Raw genomic sequence first — 15,542 nt, forward strand, 5'->3', positions numbered from 1 at the left:
GGTCCCGGGTTCACTGTTCGTGTGGTTATTATCCCTATTGGGACACGTAATTCCAAGGTGGCAGGGAAATTCACCGGAGCAGGTACGCAATTATCGGACAATTATTGCGCTTACCGTTAGCAACCTGCGGCAATAAAATCGCCATTGGCGCTAATCGGGATCACCGTTAAGAACAGGATCGTGGCAAAAAGAATCAGCACCACGCCACCGACAATTCTGGCTGCAGGCGCCAGCCATTTCAGGGCCGGATGTCCAGTGCCGAACCATGAGAGCGTCTGATTGCGGGCATAGCGTACCGCCAGCGACAGTCCCATGATTGACAGCGCGGTGCCAAAGGACATGGTCATCACCGCCGCAATGCCCCAGGTGACGATGCCGAGCGCGTTGGAAAATAACAGGATCATGATCGCCCCACTGCACGGCCGGGCGCCGATGGCGAGAATTACCCCCAGCCGGGTTTTCCAGTTGCCGTCCTCCAGCGTCTTCCCGACGCCGTGATGCCCGCAGCCGCACTTCTCGTCATGGCTATGCAGGGGAGTAAACCGGGTGAAGGTGATGGGACGCAGGGATTTTAAAGCATGATAGATCATAAAAGCGCCAAACCCGGCGATCAGCAACGCGCTAATTTTCTCAACGTACCAGCGGCTGGTGCTCAAATCACCGGATGCCAGGTTAAATCCAATCGCGAGGATAAACACAAACAGAATCGCGCTGACGCCTTGCATCAGGCTGCCAACAAAAGGCACAACCCGTGCAGCCAGCAGGCTTTCCTTATTGGTGCTCAGATAAGTCGTCACGATGAACTTCCCATGCCCCGGCCCGATGGCATGCAGCACGCCGTACAGAAAGGCCCCCGTCAGTAACCAGAAGCCGCCGCTGTACTGATGATTATTCAACTGCAGCAGGTACATCACCAGATAACGGTGCAGCGTGATTTGCGTCGCCAGACACCATTGAATGAATGCCCCCCAGTGCAGATGCAGGGTATAGCCGACCCCGAACAGTGTCAGAGTCAGGAGTCCTGCCAGCGACAGGCGCAGAGAGGGATGGCGTCCGGATGCGATCATGATTCGGTCTGGCTATGGGTATGATGAAACAGTATAGCCTGATTAAGGGGAGAACCCAGCTCACTGAGCAGACTTCCCCCTTTTTTTACATAACGAATAATTATATTATCTATAAATTATCATGAAAAGTTTATAGGACACCGGCCGCCAGGAATATCACTTTCGTCCAGGAATAATCTTTTTGCGCACGCCGCGAAAATAGGAATTTTATTTCACTTGCCTGACGGGATATTGATTCGTAATATATTTAAATACATAGCGACTATGCCGATGTTGTTCTGCTTTTATCTCTTGTTTGTATCGGAAAGTGTCATTTTCAGTTAAATCACTGCTTTTTATCAGATGAAAAATGATAAGACGGTCATGGTTTTTCCACTTTATTTCTCCATAAAAGTTCGTTTGATCATAATCAACCATCATCCGTGTTTAGCCCTTTATGATGACTTATTAATAATAACTATGGATGAAATGTGAGAAATAAAGATGGAAATAAAAAAATGGCTAAACACAACACTGTCCCGACGGGATGCGGTGACAGGCACCGCCAAAATAGGTGCCGCGGTTGCGCTCAGTAACGCGATTACGTTGCCTTTCTCTGTTACCGCGCAGGCCGAAACGACCGCTGCGCCGACGCAGGGTGGTAATGGTGAAACCGTTCGCCACAGCGCCTGTCTGGTCAACTGCGGCAGCCGTTGCCCGCTGAAAGTGATCGTTAAAGACGACCGTATTGTGCGTATTGAACCAGAAGACGCAAAAGACGACGCGGTATTTGGCGAGCACCAGATTCGTCCATGTTTGCGCGGACGTTCCAGTCGCTGGCGGGTATATAGTCCGGACCGAATTAAATATCCGATGAAACGCGTAGGTAAACGCGGTGAAGGGAAATTCAAACGTATTTCCTGGGATGAAGCGACCGCATTTATCGCAGCAGAATTGAAACGCGTGACGGAAAAATATGGCCGTGAGGCCATTTATTATAATTATCAGTCAGGCGCTTATTACCATACCCAGGGAACGCCAGCCTGGAAGCGTCTGCTGAATCTCACCGGCGGCTATTTAAATTATCATAACACCTATTCCACCGCGCAAATTGCCACGGCAACGCCCTACACCCACGGTGTTTATGTCGGGAGCCACTTTACGCAAATTGCCCATTCCGATTTGGTCGTGCTGTTTGGTCTGAATTTGTCTGAAACGCGCATGTCCGGTGGCGGACAGGTTGAAGAGTTACGTCGCGCGCTGGAAGCCTCAAAGGCGCGGGTGATTATTATCGATCCGCGTTATACCGACTCGGTGGTGACCGAGCATGCCGAGTGGCTGCCGATTCGCCCAACGACCGATGCTGCGCTGGTGGCCGGTATCGCGCACACGCTGATTACCGAACAGTTGATTAATGAAGCTGAAGTGAATAAGTACTGCGTGGGTTATGACAGCAGCACGCTGCCCGAAGGCGCGGCGCCGAATGCCAGCTATAAAGACTACGTGACCGGTAAGGGCGATGACGGTATCGCTAAAACGCCGGAATGGGCGGCGGAGATAACCGGTATTCCGGCGACGCGCATTCGCCAACTGGCGCGTGAAATCGCCTCGGCCCGTGCCTGTTACATTTGTCAGGGTTGGGGACCGCAGCGTCACGCCAACGGCGAGCAAACTGTGCGCGCCATTCAGACGCTGCCTGCGCTGACGGGCCACTTTGGCCTGCCGGGAACCAACAACGGTAACTGGCCTTATGGCACCCCGTACGGCGTGCCGCTGTTACCGATTTTGACCAACCCAATCAAAACCTCTATTCCGTGCTATCTCTGGACGGATGCGATTCAACGTCCTGAAATCATGACGGCCACCACGATGGGCGTGAAGGGGGCGGACAAACTGAAAACCGGCATTAAGCTGTTCTTCAACCAGGCCGGTAACACGCTGTTGAACCAGCACGGTGAAACCAACCGTACGCGCAAAATTCTCGCGGATGAAAGTTTGTGCGAAACCATTATCGTCATTGAAAACCACATGACGCCGAGCGCGAAATACGCCGATCTCCTGCTGCCGGAAACCAGCTATCTCGAAGCGGAAGATCTGGTGGACAGCTCCTATGCGGCGGGTTCTCACAACTACATGATAGCCCTACAGAAAACGGTCACGCCGATGTGGGAAGTGCGTAGCACCTACGACATCTGCGCCGATATTGCCGGGCATCTTGGCTTGCGCGAACAGTACACCGAAGGGCGGACGCAGGCGCAGTGGGCAGAAATGCACTATCAGCAGATCCGCGAAAAACGTCCGTATCTGCCGGAATGGCCGGTGGCGAAAGAGATGGGGGTTATCGACCAGCGCGTCGCGACAAACAAACAGAGTCTGGCGTTTGCTGATTTTCGCGCCGATGCCGTGGCGAATCCACTGACTACGCCATCCGGCAAGATTGAGATCTACTCTCAGGCGCTGGCCGATCTCGCAAAAGCGTGGACGCTGCCGGAAGGCGATCGTATCCCGGCGGTGCCGGAGTTCTGCGAAGTGAAAGAATCACACCTGAACAAAGTGTTAACCGTGAAATATCCGCTACAGCTGAGCGGTTTTCACACCAAAGGCCATACCCACTCAACCTATACCAACGTGCTGATGCTGCATGAAGCGGTACCGGATGAAGTGTGGATCAACCCGATAGACGCCAGCGCGCGTCAACTGAACTCAGGCGATCTGGTGCACGTGTTCAACGATCGCGGGGTGGTGGCGATCCCTTGTAAGGTGACCCAGCGTATTCTTCCGGGCGTGGTGGCGATGCCGCAGGGGGCGTGGACCCGTCTGGACAGCAACGGTGTGGACGTTGGCGGGTGCATCAACACCCTGACCAGTCATCTGCCGTCGCCGCTGGCGAAAGGGAACCCACAGCATACCAACCTGGTTGAAATCAAACGCGCTTAAGGAGTGATCTGCAATGAAACAGTATGGCTTTTATGTTGACTCCTCGCGCTGCTCAGGCTGTAAAACCTGCCAGGTCAGCTGTAAGGATAATAAAGATCTGGATGTCGGTCCGAAATTCCGCCGGGTCTATGAATACGGCGGCGGAAGCTGGGTGAAAGAGGGGGAAAGCTGGCACAACGACACCTTTACCTACTATCTCTCTATCGCCTGTAACCACTGTGATGAGCCGGTCTGCGTATCCGGTTGTCCGACCGGAGCGATGCACAAACGTGAAGAGGATGGCCTGGTGCTGGTCGATGACAGCATCTGCGTCGGTTGCCGCTATTGCGAAATGCGCTGCCCGTATGGTGCGCCGCAGTTTGATGCTAAGGCTAAAGTGATGCGCAAATGCGACGGCTGCCTCGATCGACTGGAGCAGAATCTGCGTCCAATCTGCGTGGACTCCTGTCCGCAGCGGGCGCTGGATTTCGGTCCCATTGACGAACTGCGGGCGAAGTACGGCACCGGAAATGAGATTGCGCCGCTGCCTGCCGCGTCGTTTACCCATCCTAACCTCATTATCAAGCCGCACCCGAAGGCCAAACCTACGGGCGACAAGGAAGGGGCCATTATGAACATGGGGGAGGTGCGCCATGCATGAGTTACCGCTGGTCTTTTTTACCGTCTTTACCCAAAGCGCGGTCGGCGCGTTCATTCTGCTGCTAATTGGCGGCACGCTGGGGCAGATTGACGCGCGGCGGATGGCCATTGGCCTGTTCTCCGTCATGTGTCTGTTTGGCGTAGGGGTACTGCTGGGGATCATCCACGTCGGGCAACCGCTGCGTGCGTTGAACATGCTGCTGCGCGTAGGCCATTCGCCGATGAGCAACGAAATCGTGCTGTCGGCGGTATTTGCCACGCTTGGCGGGCTGGGTTCCCTCGGTTTGCTTCTCAATCGTGGGGCGACCGCAGTGTGTAAAGCGCTGGTGTGGCTGGCTGCGGTAGTGGGCGTGGCCTTTATTCTGGCGATCCCGCAAATTTACCAGTTGCCGACGGTGGTCACCTGGCGCACTTCGTATACAACGGCGATGATGGTGCTGACGCCGCTGATTGGCGGCGGCATTCTGGCCGGACTGTTTGGGCTGCGTCTGGGTCTGCTGGTCAGCGTGTTGGCGATCCTGGCCAGCTTCTGCCTGCGCCCTGGGTATATGTCGACGTTGATGAGTGCGGACGGCGCCTTGACGGCGGCGCAAACCAGCTGGTTTACCGCACAGGCGGCGCTGTTGGCCGTGGGGATTGTTGGCGTGGTGACCTGGGCGCGACTGAAGTCCAGTGTCACCGTTCTGGCGATGACCGCACTGATTGTCATCGTGGCGGAGCTTGTGGGAAGGATTGCGTTCTACAATTTGTGGACGCTGCCGATGTAAGCTGTGAGCGGCCTCGGCCGCTCTTTTTCCGTAGTCGTCGTAGGCCTGATAAGGCGTCAGCCGCCATCAGGCACGTTCAGGAGTATTTAGAGATGTCGTCTCTTGCCGTATTACCCCGTATCCTCGGTGCCCTGTTTTACTACTCTCCCGGGCGACCGGAGGTGAAAGCGCTTTTCGACAGTTTGCCCATGCTGCCCGATTTGTACTCGTGGCGCGATCCGGCGCAGATGGCCAGACTGTGTGCCGACTGGCCGTTGCCGGACGATGATGAACTGGCGTGGCAATTTTCCGTGCTGTTCGAGGGGCAGGGCGATATGCCCGCGCCGCCCTGGGGTTCCGTCTGGCTGGAACGCGATAATCTGCTGATGGGCGATACCACCGCGGAGTACCGTGGGTTTTTACAGTCACAGGGAATGGCGTTTGACGCGCGTCAGAGTGAGCCCGAAGATCAGTTTGGCCTGATGTTGTTAGCCAGCAGCGCGCTGCTGGAGGCCGGCAAAGATGCGGCGGTTAATCAGCTATTCGAGATGTATCTGCTGCCGTGGGGATATCGCTATCTGGAACGGTTACAGGACTGCCCGGTGAGCCCGTTCTATGCCCGCCTTGCCGCCGTAACCGCGCGTTATCTGCAGGATATGGAGCAGCAACGGGCGCTGCAACCGGTGGTGAAACGGTTGTACTTCGGATGAACAAGTCAGAGAAATATTATCAGGCGCTGATGACGCACCGGCACGTCAGTCGACGCGGGCTGTTTCGCGCGTTTGTCAGTGCCGCAAAACACACTGCGCCTCAGGTGCCGGTGTCTCAACTGACGCATTCGCTGCCGCCGGGTGCCGTGCCTGATGTGCAGTTCATCACGCAATGTACCCGCTGTAACCAGTGCATTACTGCCTGCCCGATGGGAATTCTGACCCGACATGAGGACGGCTACCCGCAACTGGCGATTGAGTATGCCAGTTGCGATGGCTGTGGCTTGTGCATCGCCGCATGCCCGAGCGACGCGCTGTGCGTACAGGCTCGTTTTGATACCGGCCTGCGCCCGACGTTCAGCTCTGCCTGCGTTAATCCGTTACGCCCGTGCAACCAGTGTATCGAAGCCTGCCCTGAACAGGCTTGTGCCATCGGCGCGGCGGGGATCCCTGTGCTGGACAGCGAGTGCTGTACCGGCTGCGGCGAATGCCGGGTGCAGTGCAACGCTGATGCCATTCGTCTGAGATAACCCTCCAGCCTGGATTTGCGAGGCGGCCTTCCGTTTTGATGTGACTGGCGACGTTAAAAGATTTGCAGGCAGGTCTTTAATGTTGAACGTCGCGCTAAATATCTAATGATTTCCTAAATTATTATTTTATTTTCACTATAATTATGAATTATCCTAATCTCCCTTCTGATTTTTTATTTTATATCCGTTAAAAACCTATCATGTATTTAGGATTAATCGCACTGCTTCGCGAGATATAAATCCGCCTTTCTTCTCCTTGCGAGTTAACAATGCGTATCTATTCCACAGCAAATGTAGTGCTTTGTGTGGAAATTTGGATTTGGTAGCATTTTCATCAGTTCAAAGGAGTGGTGATAATTAATATTATTGCATATTTAATTATTGCCGGAACAATTCCAGAACAAAACCAAGAGTTGATTACAGCAGAACGAAATAACGATTGCGACGTGATGACTCTTTATTTCTCAGGATATTGGTACAAACAGGATATTGTTATGAAAATGAATAAAGTTGCTATGGCTGTTGCTTTCACCGCTGCTCTGGGTTCTATGTCTGTTTTAGCTGACACGACGAACGGTGTGATTGAATTCCAGGGTGAACTGGTGAATACCGCCTGTGGTCTGGCACCTGGTTCAAGCCCGGTGACCGTTGATTTTGGTCAAATTCCTGTTTCTGCGCTGGCTAACGGTGCACGCGTCGGGAACGTACACCAGAACATCGAACTGCAGCACTGCGACATCACCGTGGCGCAAACTGCAGAAGTGACTTACACCCCGACCAGCTTAAACCAGGCTGACGGTACTCTGGCTGCATTCACCTCTGGCACCGCCTCTGGCGCGGGTATCGGCCTGCGTGACAGCGCCAGCCAGGATGTGGTGTGGGGCACGGCTACAACACCTGTTCAGTTAGTTAACGGCACCAACAGCATTCCGTTTGTCGCCTATGTGAAAGCAGAAAGCGCAAGCGCAACCGTGGCTGCGGGTTCTTTCCAGTCAACGGTTAACTTCGAGATTGCTTATCAGTAATCCACCCGACGTTCTGAGTGCGGGAGTTTATCCCGCACTTTTTTAAATCAGGGATCGTACCAGGGAGGGACAAAATGAAAATAAGCAATATGTTCATACTATCGCTTTATTTGTGTGCTCTGACGGGGTCGGTTTCTGCTTTAGGATCCACCGTCACGCCGGGTAAATTAGCGATGAGCGGTGAACTGATTGAGGCGGCATGCAGTCTTGACCCGAACAGTCGGGATATTGTGGTTGAGTTTGGCGATGTGTCTGCCAGTCTGATTAATCGAAATGATGAAGGCAATATTACGCGGCCAGTATTGGTACGCCTGACCGGTTGTTCCGTGGTGAAACGGGGCAACGATGGTTCACTTTATCCTTATGCCTCGGTCACCTTTATAGGTAATGCGGCGGCATCCGATCCCACCACGTTATTAGTCAGTGGTGAAGCCGATGGTTTCGGCATTCGTCTACGTGACAGTCAGGGTGAAATATTAACGCTGGGTCAGCCCTCTCCGGGATATGAACTGAGCGAGACTGATAACGTTTTAAAATTTTCCGCATCGCTGGTACCGGTTCAAAAATATATAAGAGCGGGCGAGTTTACTGCGGTTGCGCAGTTTTTTATGGATTACCACTAACAGCATAACAATAACGTCGCGGGACGCAGAACGTATTTAACGGATTTATTTGGGACGAAAATCATGTCGGTAAAATTAAAAACCCATATAACGATGATTGCTCTTCTGGTGATGAATAGCGGCTACGCGGCGACGGCCAGTGCCGAGGAGAGCATAGAGTTTAATACCGATGTCCTGGATGCTTCGGAGCGTACCCAGATTGATTTGTCGCGTTTTGCGACCGACAACTATGTCACCCCTGGCGATTATTTGCTGGATATCCGCATTAACGGTCAACCGGTCGGCCAGGAGAAAATTCGTTATATCGATGCTCCCGAAGGCAAGCGCACGCTGCCGTGCATCAGCGGCGACCTGCTGGATAAGCTGGCGCTGAAAGATGACGCGCGCGCGCAGGTCACTCAACTCTATGAGAATTGCTACTCATTGCAAAGCCTGCCGGGGGCGAAATTAAGCAACTACGCCGGCGTGCTTGAAATTACCGTACCGCAGGCGTGGATGAAGTATAACGATCCGAGCTGGACGCCGCCTGAACGCTGGGATGAAGGGATCGCGGGGCTCCTGTTCGATTACAGCCTCAACGGGCAACTCACTCGCCAGTTCAACGGCCAGGAAAACTACAGCGCAGTTTCAGGCTACGGTCAGGCAGGGGCGAACATCGGCGGCTGGCGTCTGCGCGGTGAGTATCAGACCAGCTACTACAGCCAGAACCATCAATTCGATTTCGACTGGAACCAGATCTACGCCTACCGCCCCTTGCCGATGATCGCGGCGAAACTGACGCTGGGTGAGATCTACCTGAATTCGCAGGTTTTCGATACCGTGCGTTTTACCGGGATCAACCTTGCCAGTGATGAGCGGATGCTGCCACCGGCGTTACAGGGCTATGCCCCTGAAATTCATGGTATCGCCCGCACCAACGCCAAAGTGACCGTCAGCCAGAGTGGGCGCGTCATCTATGAAACCACCGTGCCCGCCGGACCGTTCAATATTCAGGATTTACGCAGTTCGGTGCGCGGTACGCTCGATGTGCGCGTTGAAGAGCAGGACGGCTCGGTGTCGACCTTCCAGGTGAACACCGCCAACATTCCGTATCTCACGCGTCCGGGCTATGTTCGTTACAACATCTCAGGCGGTACGCCATCCCGCTACAATCATAAAATGCAGGGCCCGACGTTCCTCTCCGGCGATTTCTCCTGGGGGGTCAGCAACGCCTGGTCGCTGTACGGCGGCTTACAGTCTTCCGGTGAAGAGTACACCGCGGCCTCGTTGGGTATCGGGCGCGATCTCTACGCATTTGGCGCCATTTCCGTTGATGCCACCGAGTCATGGAGTCGCGAGTCTGACGGTAAACGACTGAAAGGGACCTCTTACAAGCTGAGTTACGCCAAAACCTTCGACGAATACAACAGTTCCATTACCTTCGCGGGTTACCGGTTCTCGCAGGAAGACTTCCGCTCAATGTCGCAATACCTCGATGAACGTTACCAGGGATATGACCATCTGGGACGCGAAAAAGAGCTCTATACCATCACCGGGAATAAAACGTTCTGGGCTGGCGAAGCGGGAAAGGCGACGACCGTCTTTCTCACCTGGACGCACCAGAACTACTGGGATAAGCGCAGCCAGGATCGCTACGGTATGTCTGTGGGACGCTCCTTCCGGATTGGCGAGATCAACGGCATCTCTGCCAACCTTTCCGCTTACCGTACCGATTACAAAGGGCGCAAAGACGACTCGATCTCCTTCTCGCTGTCGGTGCCGATTGGCGACAACAAATGGGCGGGGCTGGATATCCAGACCAACAACGGCAAAACCAGTCCGATGGCGTCTTACACCGACAACAGTGATTACAACAATTTGTGGCGTATTCGTGCCGGCGCCAGCCAGAGCGGTAATGCCAGCGTTGACGGCTATTACCAGCATCGTTCGCAACTGGCAGAAATTAATACCAACGCCAGCTATCAGCAGAACCAGTACATGGCGCTGAGCACCACCCTGCGCGGCGGCTTCACGGCAACCCGCCACGGCGCGGCGATGCATAACAGCGGCGCAACGATCAATACGGCACGCGTCATGGTGGATACCAACGGCATTGGTGGCGTTCCGCTCAATGGCAAGAAGTCGAGGACTAACGGCTACGGCATTGCCGTGGTGCCGGATGTGGTGAGCTACAACAGCTTTGACACCCGCGTGGACGTGGATGCGATGGACAGTGATGTCGAACCGTCAAAAGCCATCAGTACAACGACCCTGACGGAAGGCGCGATTGGCTATCAGGCCTTCGGCATGGCGAAGGGGATGAAGATGATGGGGACGTTGCGCCTCGCGGATGGCAGCGTACCGCCATTCGGCGCGGAAATTTACAACACCGATGGGGTGAGCGTCGCGATGGTGCTGGAAGACGGGCAAGCCTGGCTTGCCGGGGTCAATGCTAACGAAACGCTGAACGTGATGTGGGGCGGCAAACAGCAATGTCAGGTCACGATCCCGCCAGGTGCAAACGACGGGCGAGCGAACGGGTTTTTGCCGTGTCGTTAACCTCGACGCAACGAGTTTTCTCACTGTAATAAAAGGCCAAAAATGAGCAAGAAAAGACATAACGGATATCTGATGGCGGCGTGGGCGCTGAGCATGATTGGCGGCTACGCGCAGGCAGGGGTCTCTCTGGATCGGACCCGCGTCATTATTACGGAGAAAGAGGCCTCGTCGAGTGCCAATCTGTCCAACACCAGCCCGGATATTCCCTTCCTCGCCCAGTCGTGGGTAGAGGATGAAAAAGGCAACAAGATTACGTCACCACTGATTGTGTTACCGCCTCTACAGCGGATCAACGGGGGACAGAAAGGGATCGCGCGCGTCACCAAAACCGCCGGGATTGAAAAGCTGCCGCAGGACAGAGAGAGCCTGTTCTACCTCAACGTCAGAGAGATCCCGCCGAAGCCGGATAAACCGAACACGCTGCAACTGGCCATGCAGTCGCGCATCAAGCTGTTTTACCGCCCGGCGGCGGTGATCCCGAAGACCCGAAGTGAAGTCTGGCAGGACCAGGTGGTGTTCCATAAAAACGGCAGCCAGATGACGGTACAGAACCCAACGCCTTATTACGTCACGATCCTTGGGCTGTCCAAAGGGGCTGGACATAAGATCACCCAATTTCCGGGGATCATGATCGCGCCCAAATCGAGCCAGCAGTTTGCGGTAACGGACGGGAATGTCAGTCAGTTTTCCATGATGTTCGTGAACGATTATGGCGGACACCCTGAGCTGAAGTTTCGTTGCGATGGCAACACCTGCAAAGCGCTTCCACCCGCGCAGCAGGGCTAACCAGGAGGAACCTGACAATGCAAAATCCTTTAACCACTGTGGCCCTCCTCGCGATGGGCGTGGCGTTTCAGTGCGGGGCGGATGTGCCGGCGCAGCCACAACATAACGCTCAGGAACATGTCAGCGAAGATAGCGGCATTGTCCGGTTTCACGGTTCTGTGTTTGCTTCTCCCTGCGTACTGATGACACAAGGGCGCATTCAGGACGTCGAGATGGGCGAGATCAGCGCGCAGCATTTTCGTCAGGCGGGCGATCGCAGCGAGCCGGTGCGCTTCAAGTTGCACCTGAAGGACTGCCTGAAAGGGGCGTCGCAGTCGCGAGGGAGTCTGGCTTCCAGAACCACCGGGAATGACTGGCGGGCTTACAGCACCGGGGAGCAGGCGGTGCAACTGACGTTTGTCGGCGAGTCCGACCACAATAACGGACAGCTGTTACGCGCCCACGGTACGACTCAGGGCGCGGGCGTGCGCCTGCTCGATAAGGACGGGAATGCGCTGGATGTCGGCCAGACCCATGCTCCCTGGCTGGTGAACTCAGGTGACAGTGAGCTGAATTTTATGGCGGCGCTGGAATCCACCGGTTTGCATGTGAGCGCGGGCGACTTTAGCAGCCTGGTCCGCCTGAAGATGGAGTACTTGTAATGAAACTGTCAGGCCTGTTCCGCCGCAAATTGCCGGTCTTACTGGCACTCAGCACGCTCGGCTTGCCGGGCGCGGCGTGGTCCGTAGTGGACGGTGAAATTGAACCGGTGAACGGCACCTACGACTATCTGATTAATATTTCTAATCATGACATTACCAACAACCAGATGGGCGCAACGGTTACCGATGAATTCGACCTGGCCGGGATGTTCCAGGGGCGCGCTTACTGCTCACAGCCGATGAGTAATCAGCCGGTATTTTTCATGGCGCAAGCGACGTTAACGCAGTCCGGCATGACGCCGGGTTACCTCAAGCTCAACGACTACATGGACGTCAAAATTGAGATCTACATCGGTGGTAATCTGCAAGACTATAAAACCGTGCCGTTCGAGAACGTCTCAAACGGCGCCGATCAGAACTTCTGCAACGTTCCCAGCACCATTCTGCAAAACCAATTCGCTTCCGGTGCGAGGGGGCGGGTGACCTTTATGATCACCAAACCGATTATCAACGGGGTGAACCTGCAAGGCTCTGAAATCGCCAAACTCTTTGGCCGTCTGGGGCCGGGGGCCATGGGGCAAACCCCGCTGTCGCGCGTCACCATTGCCTCAGGCGTCATCACCGTACCGGATAAATGCATCGTCAATCAGGGAACGCCGATCGTCGTTGACTTCGGCAATATTCCGGGGAACGGCAGTCGGCTGAACGGCACCAACTACAGCCAAAACGTGCCGATTCATGTGAAGTGCGAGGGCGGCAGTTTTGCCCAGGGCGCACTGAATATCAAATTAGGGATCCAGCAGGCCAATCCGGCGTTTGATGACGGCAAATACCTGAGTACGCAAGGAACAACGGATCGTTCCGAACTGGGTATTGCGCTGCGTGACCGTCAGGGTAACCCGGTGGCGCCGAACACCTTCTATAACGTACCGGGGTTTGCCAATAACGAAGGCGACTGGAACCTGACTGCCGCACCGGTGGCGAAATACGTCACCTCAGTCATTCCGGAAGGCGAGTTCCATGCATCTGCAACGGTTGTGGCTGAATTCCAGTAAGGAGGGAATATGCATCGCATAACAATGATCTTTGCCTGTTTATTGACGACGTTCGCTCCGGCCCCGGTATGGGCGTTGGGGGAGTTGATTGGCGGCGATCTCAGTTTCAATGGCGTGGTGATGGCTTACCCGTGCAGCATTGCGCCCGAGTCAGAACGGGTGCCGGTCGATTTCGGAAACATATCGACAAAGTCATTGTATATCAACGGCAAAACAGTACCTGTTCCGTTCACGATCAAATTAGAGGATTGCACGCCAAACGTCTTTAATTCTGTGACGGTAACGTTCAGCGGGGCTGCCAATGGCAATCTGGCGGACCGACTGGCGATCAGCGCGACGTCACCGGGCAATGCGGGTGGCGTCGGGGTTGGCCTGCTGGAAGAGGACGATACGCCCGTGCGTCTGAATGTGGCGACCCGTCCGACCGCGATCGGCGACACCGTTTTGCGGCTTAACTTCCAGGCGTTTGTTGAAGCCGAACCTGCTGCCTTAGCAAACGGCACCCTGACCACCGGCCCCTTTACCGCCACGGCAAATTACACATTGAACTATCAGTAACGTCATCAACAGGGAATTGAGGCATGGAGTATCGGTGTTTTCTTTACAATAAAGATCTCTTTTTTTCACAAGGAATAAAAACGGTCATTGCCAGTTTGCTCGCGGAGCAGACGGACGTTTTATATTCCTTAACGGATGACTACACGCAGCTTATCAGGCAGCTACAGACTCGCGTTAATGATGACTGCTGCCTGTGGATCCTGTGCGATCTGGACAGCCTGCCGCGGGAGCGGATTCGTGCGCTGCAACTCATGAATAATTTCTATCAGCGTGAAAATAAGAATCTGATTATTTTATTAAGCGAGCACAACATGCCGCTATTTTTCACGCTTTATGCACTCTTGCCAAACGCCCATTGGTTATTGAAAAGCGAGAATCTCGCCAATACCACCCCTTTTTTTCAGGAATTATTGGATCAACGACGTCAGGGATGCTGCTTTAGCTATTCATTGGTGAATTACACGCGCAGAAGACTGCACCGCCGGGAAGTGAATTATACGATTTCCGGTAATGAATGGTGGCTGATGGAAGAGATATTCAAAGGAAAATCGCTGTCGCAGATTTCCTGCGAGGTAAATATCGATGTCCGACGCCTGAGCTATATCAAGCGGCACTTAATGAAGCGACTGAATATCAGAAACAACATTGCGTTATTTACGGTGTTCAAGGGAATTATGCCGTGACCCGTTAAAAGTCTTTTCGGCAGTAGCATTCGCCGAATTATCGGTGCAAATGATTGCACTACATTAAACCCTAAGTAAGGAAAACAGAGATGAAAAAATTAACTGCAATCGAAGTGGCTAACGTTGTGGGCGGAACCTGTAAAACCTGCGAAACAACGTATCAGAACGTCACCGTTGGTGGTGTGACCTCCTGTAAGGAACTGACAACCTGCACGGATAAGCACGGTAGCACCACGTCAATGAAAGATGCAAATGCCAGCAAGTGTGGTGGGATTCCGAACCGCTTCTAATTGGCTATAGCCTGGAGGTACCCGCGCCTCCAGGTTTATTTTTCCACTGCGAGAATACTATGGCAACCCAATTTAAACGTATCACCATTATTAGCTATTCACTGTTTCTGATCGTTATCTCTTCGCTGATAACGGTGCTTTGCTATCACCTTTTTGTCTTTAATACGTTTGCCACGGATAGCTCGCAAACGCAGGCTTTTCGTGAAGTCAGCGCAGAGCAAATTGCGAATAGTCCGATCAAAGAAGCGCGCAGTATTATCGAAGTGATGTCTTACGGTTGCCATTATTGTGCGGCAAACGAAGAGAATCTGGCGGAATTTTCTCGCACGCTGCCGCCGGGAAGTTCGTTTACCTCGATCCATATTACCAGTGAGAACAGCGGCCTTGCCGCTTACGCGCCGATTTTTGCCACGCTGGAAGAGATGGGGATTGAAAAGAACGTTCGCGACAGCGCCTATAACGCCGTTATTACGCGCAATGTCGATCTCACCGATGAGAAGGTACTGAATGCCTGGCTGGAAAAAAACAAGATTGATGCGGATAAATTTAAAACCCTGCGCCAGAGTGACGCGGTAAAAAACCGTCTCAGCATGATGGCGGCCATTACCACACACTATGACATTAACGCGACGCCGATGTTTATTATCAATAAACGCTATGTGGTGGCCCAGGACAGTGAATTTCCTCAATTTGCGCAGCGCATGCTGCAATTGCTGAAAGAGGATAAATAACCCC

Annotated in this window: 16 protein-coding genes; 15 read left to right on the forward strand and 1 reads right to left on the reverse strand. The window is 53.9% G+C overall.

Annotation, left to right across the window (positions count from 1 at the left end; genetic code table 11):
- Nucleotides 1–116 precede the first annotated feature (116 nt).
- Nucleotides 117–1,067, reverse strand: a complete 951-nt coding sequence (locus ACERJC_RS20655) for a nickel/cobalt transporter (protein ID WP_373672391.1) — start codon at nt 1,065–1,067, stop codon at nt 117–119.
- Between the two features lie 483 nt (nt 1,068–1,550).
- Between ACERJC_RS20655 and ACERJC_RS20660 the strand changes: the two genes are divergently transcribed.
- The 15 genes from ACERJC_RS20660 (at nt 1,551) to ACERJC_RS20730 (ending at nt 15,538) form a co-directional block, all read left to right on the forward strand.
- Nucleotides 1,551–3,983 carry a DMSO/selenate family reductase complex A subunit gene (locus ACERJC_RS20660; RefSeq protein ID WP_373672392.1) on the forward strand — a complete coding sequence of 811 codons (2,433 nt, stop codon included), beginning with the start codon at nt 1,551–1,553 and terminating at the stop codon, nt 3,981–3,983.
- A gap of 13 nt (nt 3,984–3,996) precedes the next feature.
- Nucleotides 3,997–4,623 carry a DMSO/selenate family reductase complex B subunit gene (locus ACERJC_RS20665; RefSeq protein ID WP_042321258.1) on the forward strand — a complete coding sequence of 209 codons (627 nt, stop codon included), beginning with the start codon at nt 3,997–3,999 and terminating at the stop codon, nt 4,621–4,623.
- Nucleotides 4,616–5,389, forward strand: coding sequence for a dimethyl sulfoxide reductase anchor subunit family protein (locus ACERJC_RS20670; RefSeq protein WP_371895925.1), 774 nt, complete (start codon nt 4,616–4,618; stop codon nt 5,387–5,389). The genes ACERJC_RS20665 and ACERJC_RS20670 overlap by 8 nt, the downstream gene beginning before the upstream one ends.
- Before the next feature lie 92 nt (nt 5,390–5,481).
- Nucleotides 5,482–6,078, forward strand: coding sequence for a molecular chaperone TorD family protein (locus ACERJC_RS20675; RefSeq protein WP_371895924.1), 597 nt, complete (start codon nt 5,482–5,484; stop codon nt 6,076–6,078).
- A complete protein-coding gene (locus tag ACERJC_RS20680; protein ID WP_373672393.1) occupies nt 6,075–6,608 on the forward strand; it encodes a 4Fe-4S dicluster domain-containing protein in 534 nt (177 codons plus the stop codon). The genes ACERJC_RS20675 and ACERJC_RS20680 overlap by 4 nt, the downstream gene beginning before the upstream one ends.
- A 494-nt stretch (nt 6,609–7,102) precedes the next feature.
- On the forward strand, nt 7,103–7,633 hold the full coding sequence (locus ACERJC_RS20685; protein WP_152401563.1) for a fimbrial protein: 531 nt from the start codon (nt 7,103–7,105) through the stop codon (nt 7,631–7,633).
- Nucleotides 7,634–7,707: 74 nt separating this feature from the next.
- Nucleotides 7,708–8,256, forward strand: coding sequence for a fimbrial protein (locus tag ACERJC_RS20690; protein ID WP_178826554.1), 549 nt, complete (start codon nt 7,708–7,710; stop codon nt 8,254–8,256).
- 63 nt (nt 8,257–8,319) lie between these two features.
- Nucleotides 8,320–10,794 (forward strand): fimbria/pilus outer membrane usher protein, encoded by a 2,475-nt coding sequence (locus tag ACERJC_RS20695; protein ID WP_152401567.1) that lies wholly within the window; start codon nt 8,320–8,322, stop codon nt 10,792–10,794.
- 72 nt (nt 10,795–10,866) lie between these two features.
- Nucleotides 10,867–11,580 (forward strand): fimbrial biogenesis chaperone, encoded by a 714-nt coding sequence (locus ACERJC_RS20700; RefSeq protein ID WP_507161369.1) that lies wholly within the window; start codon nt 10,867–10,869, stop codon nt 11,578–11,580.
- A gap of 17 nt (nt 11,581–11,597) precedes the next feature.
- Entirely contained in the window at nt 11,598–12,221 is a 624-nt protein-coding gene (locus ACERJC_RS20705) for a fimbrial protein (protein ID WP_152401569.1), read from the forward strand.
- Entirely contained in the window at nt 12,221–13,276 is a 1,056-nt protein-coding gene (locus ACERJC_RS20710; protein ID WP_152401571.1) for a fimbrial protein, read from the forward strand. The genes ACERJC_RS20705 and ACERJC_RS20710 overlap by 1 nt, the downstream gene beginning before the upstream one ends.
- A 9-nt stretch (nt 13,277–13,285) precedes the next feature.
- Nucleotides 13,286–13,834, forward strand: coding sequence for a fimbrial protein (locus ACERJC_RS20715; RefSeq protein WP_152401573.1), 549 nt, complete (start codon nt 13,286–13,288; stop codon nt 13,832–13,834).
- Between the two features lie 23 nt (nt 13,835–13,857).
- Entirely contained in the window at nt 13,858–14,517 is a 660-nt protein-coding gene (locus ACERJC_RS20720) for a DNA-binding response regulator (protein WP_178823453.1), read from the forward strand.
- Between the two features lie 89 nt (nt 14,518–14,606).
- Nucleotides 14,607–14,807 (forward strand): DUF4762 family protein, encoded by a 201-nt coding sequence (locus tag ACERJC_RS20725; RefSeq protein WP_152401577.1) that lies wholly within the window; start codon nt 14,607–14,609, stop codon nt 14,805–14,807.
- A gap of 59 nt (nt 14,808–14,866) precedes the next feature.
- Nucleotides 14,867–15,538: a DsbA family protein gene (locus ACERJC_RS20730; RefSeq protein ID WP_178823455.1), complete on the forward strand. Its 672-nt coding sequence runs from the start codon at nt 14,867–14,869 to the stop codon at nt 15,536–15,538.
- Nucleotides 15,539–15,542: the final 4 nt, after the last annotated feature.

Origin of the sequence: Citrobacter telavivensis (assembly GCF_041807075.1) — a bacterium.
Classification (GTDB): Bacteria; Pseudomonadota; Gammaproteobacteria; order Enterobacterales; family Enterobacteriaceae; genus Citrobacter_A; species Citrobacter_A telavivensis.

Coding starts and splice junctions, on each gene's coding strand:
- ACERJC_RS20695 (WP_152401567.1), top strand. CDS start 8,320: ATGTCGGTAAAATTAAAAACCCATATAACGATGATTGCTCTTCTGGTG.
- ACERJC_RS20655 (WP_373672391.1), bottom strand. CDS start 1,067: ATGATCGCATCCGGACGCCATCCCTCTCTGCGCCTGTCGCTGGCAGGA.
- ACERJC_RS20660 (WP_373672392.1), top strand. CDS start 1,551: ATGGAAATAAAAAAATGGCTAAACACAACACTGTCCCGACGGGATGCG.
- ACERJC_RS20665 (WP_042321258.1), top strand. CDS start 3,997: ATGAAACAGTATGGCTTTTATGTTGACTCCTCGCGCTGCTCAGGCTGT.
- ACERJC_RS20680 (WP_373672393.1), top strand. CDS start 6,075: ATGAACAAGTCAGAGAAATATTATCAGGCGCTGATGACGCACCGGCAC.
- ACERJC_RS20685 (WP_152401563.1), top strand. CDS start 7,103: ATGAAAATGAATAAAGTTGCTATGGCTGTTGCTTTCACCGCTGCTCTG.
- ACERJC_RS20705 (WP_152401569.1), top strand. CDS start 11,598: ATGCAAAATCCTTTAACCACTGTGGCCCTCCTCGCGATGGGCGTGGCG.
- ACERJC_RS20725 (WP_152401577.1), top strand. CDS start 14,607: ATGAAAAAATTAACTGCAATCGAAGTGGCTAACGTTGTGGGCGGAACC.
- ACERJC_RS20690 (WP_178826554.1), top strand. CDS start 7,708: ATGAAAATAAGCAATATGTTCATACTATCGCTTTATTTGTGTGCTCTG.
- ACERJC_RS20710 (WP_152401571.1), top strand. CDS start 12,221: ATGAAACTGTCAGGCCTGTTCCGCCGCAAATTGCCGGTCTTACTGGCA.
- ACERJC_RS20675 (WP_371895924.1), top strand. CDS start 5,482: ATGTCGTCTCTTGCCGTATTACCCCGTATCCTCGGTGCCCTGTTTTAC.
- ACERJC_RS20715 (WP_152401573.1), top strand. CDS start 13,286: ATGCATCGCATAACAATGATCTTTGCCTGTTTATTGACGACGTTCGCT.
- ACERJC_RS20730 (WP_178823455.1), top strand. CDS start 14,867: ATGGCAACCCAATTTAAACGTATCACCATTATTAGCTATTCACTGTTT.
- ACERJC_RS20720 (WP_178823453.1), top strand. CDS start 13,858: ATGGAGTATCGGTGTTTTCTTTACAATAAAGATCTCTTTTTTTCACAA.
- ACERJC_RS20670 (WP_371895925.1), top strand. CDS start 4,616: ATGCATGAGTTACCGCTGGTCTTTTTTACCGTCTTTACCCAAAGCGCG.
- ACERJC_RS20700 (WP_507161369.1), top strand. CDS start 10,867: ATGGCGGCGTGGGCGCTGAGCATGATTGGCGGCTACGCGCAGGCAGGG.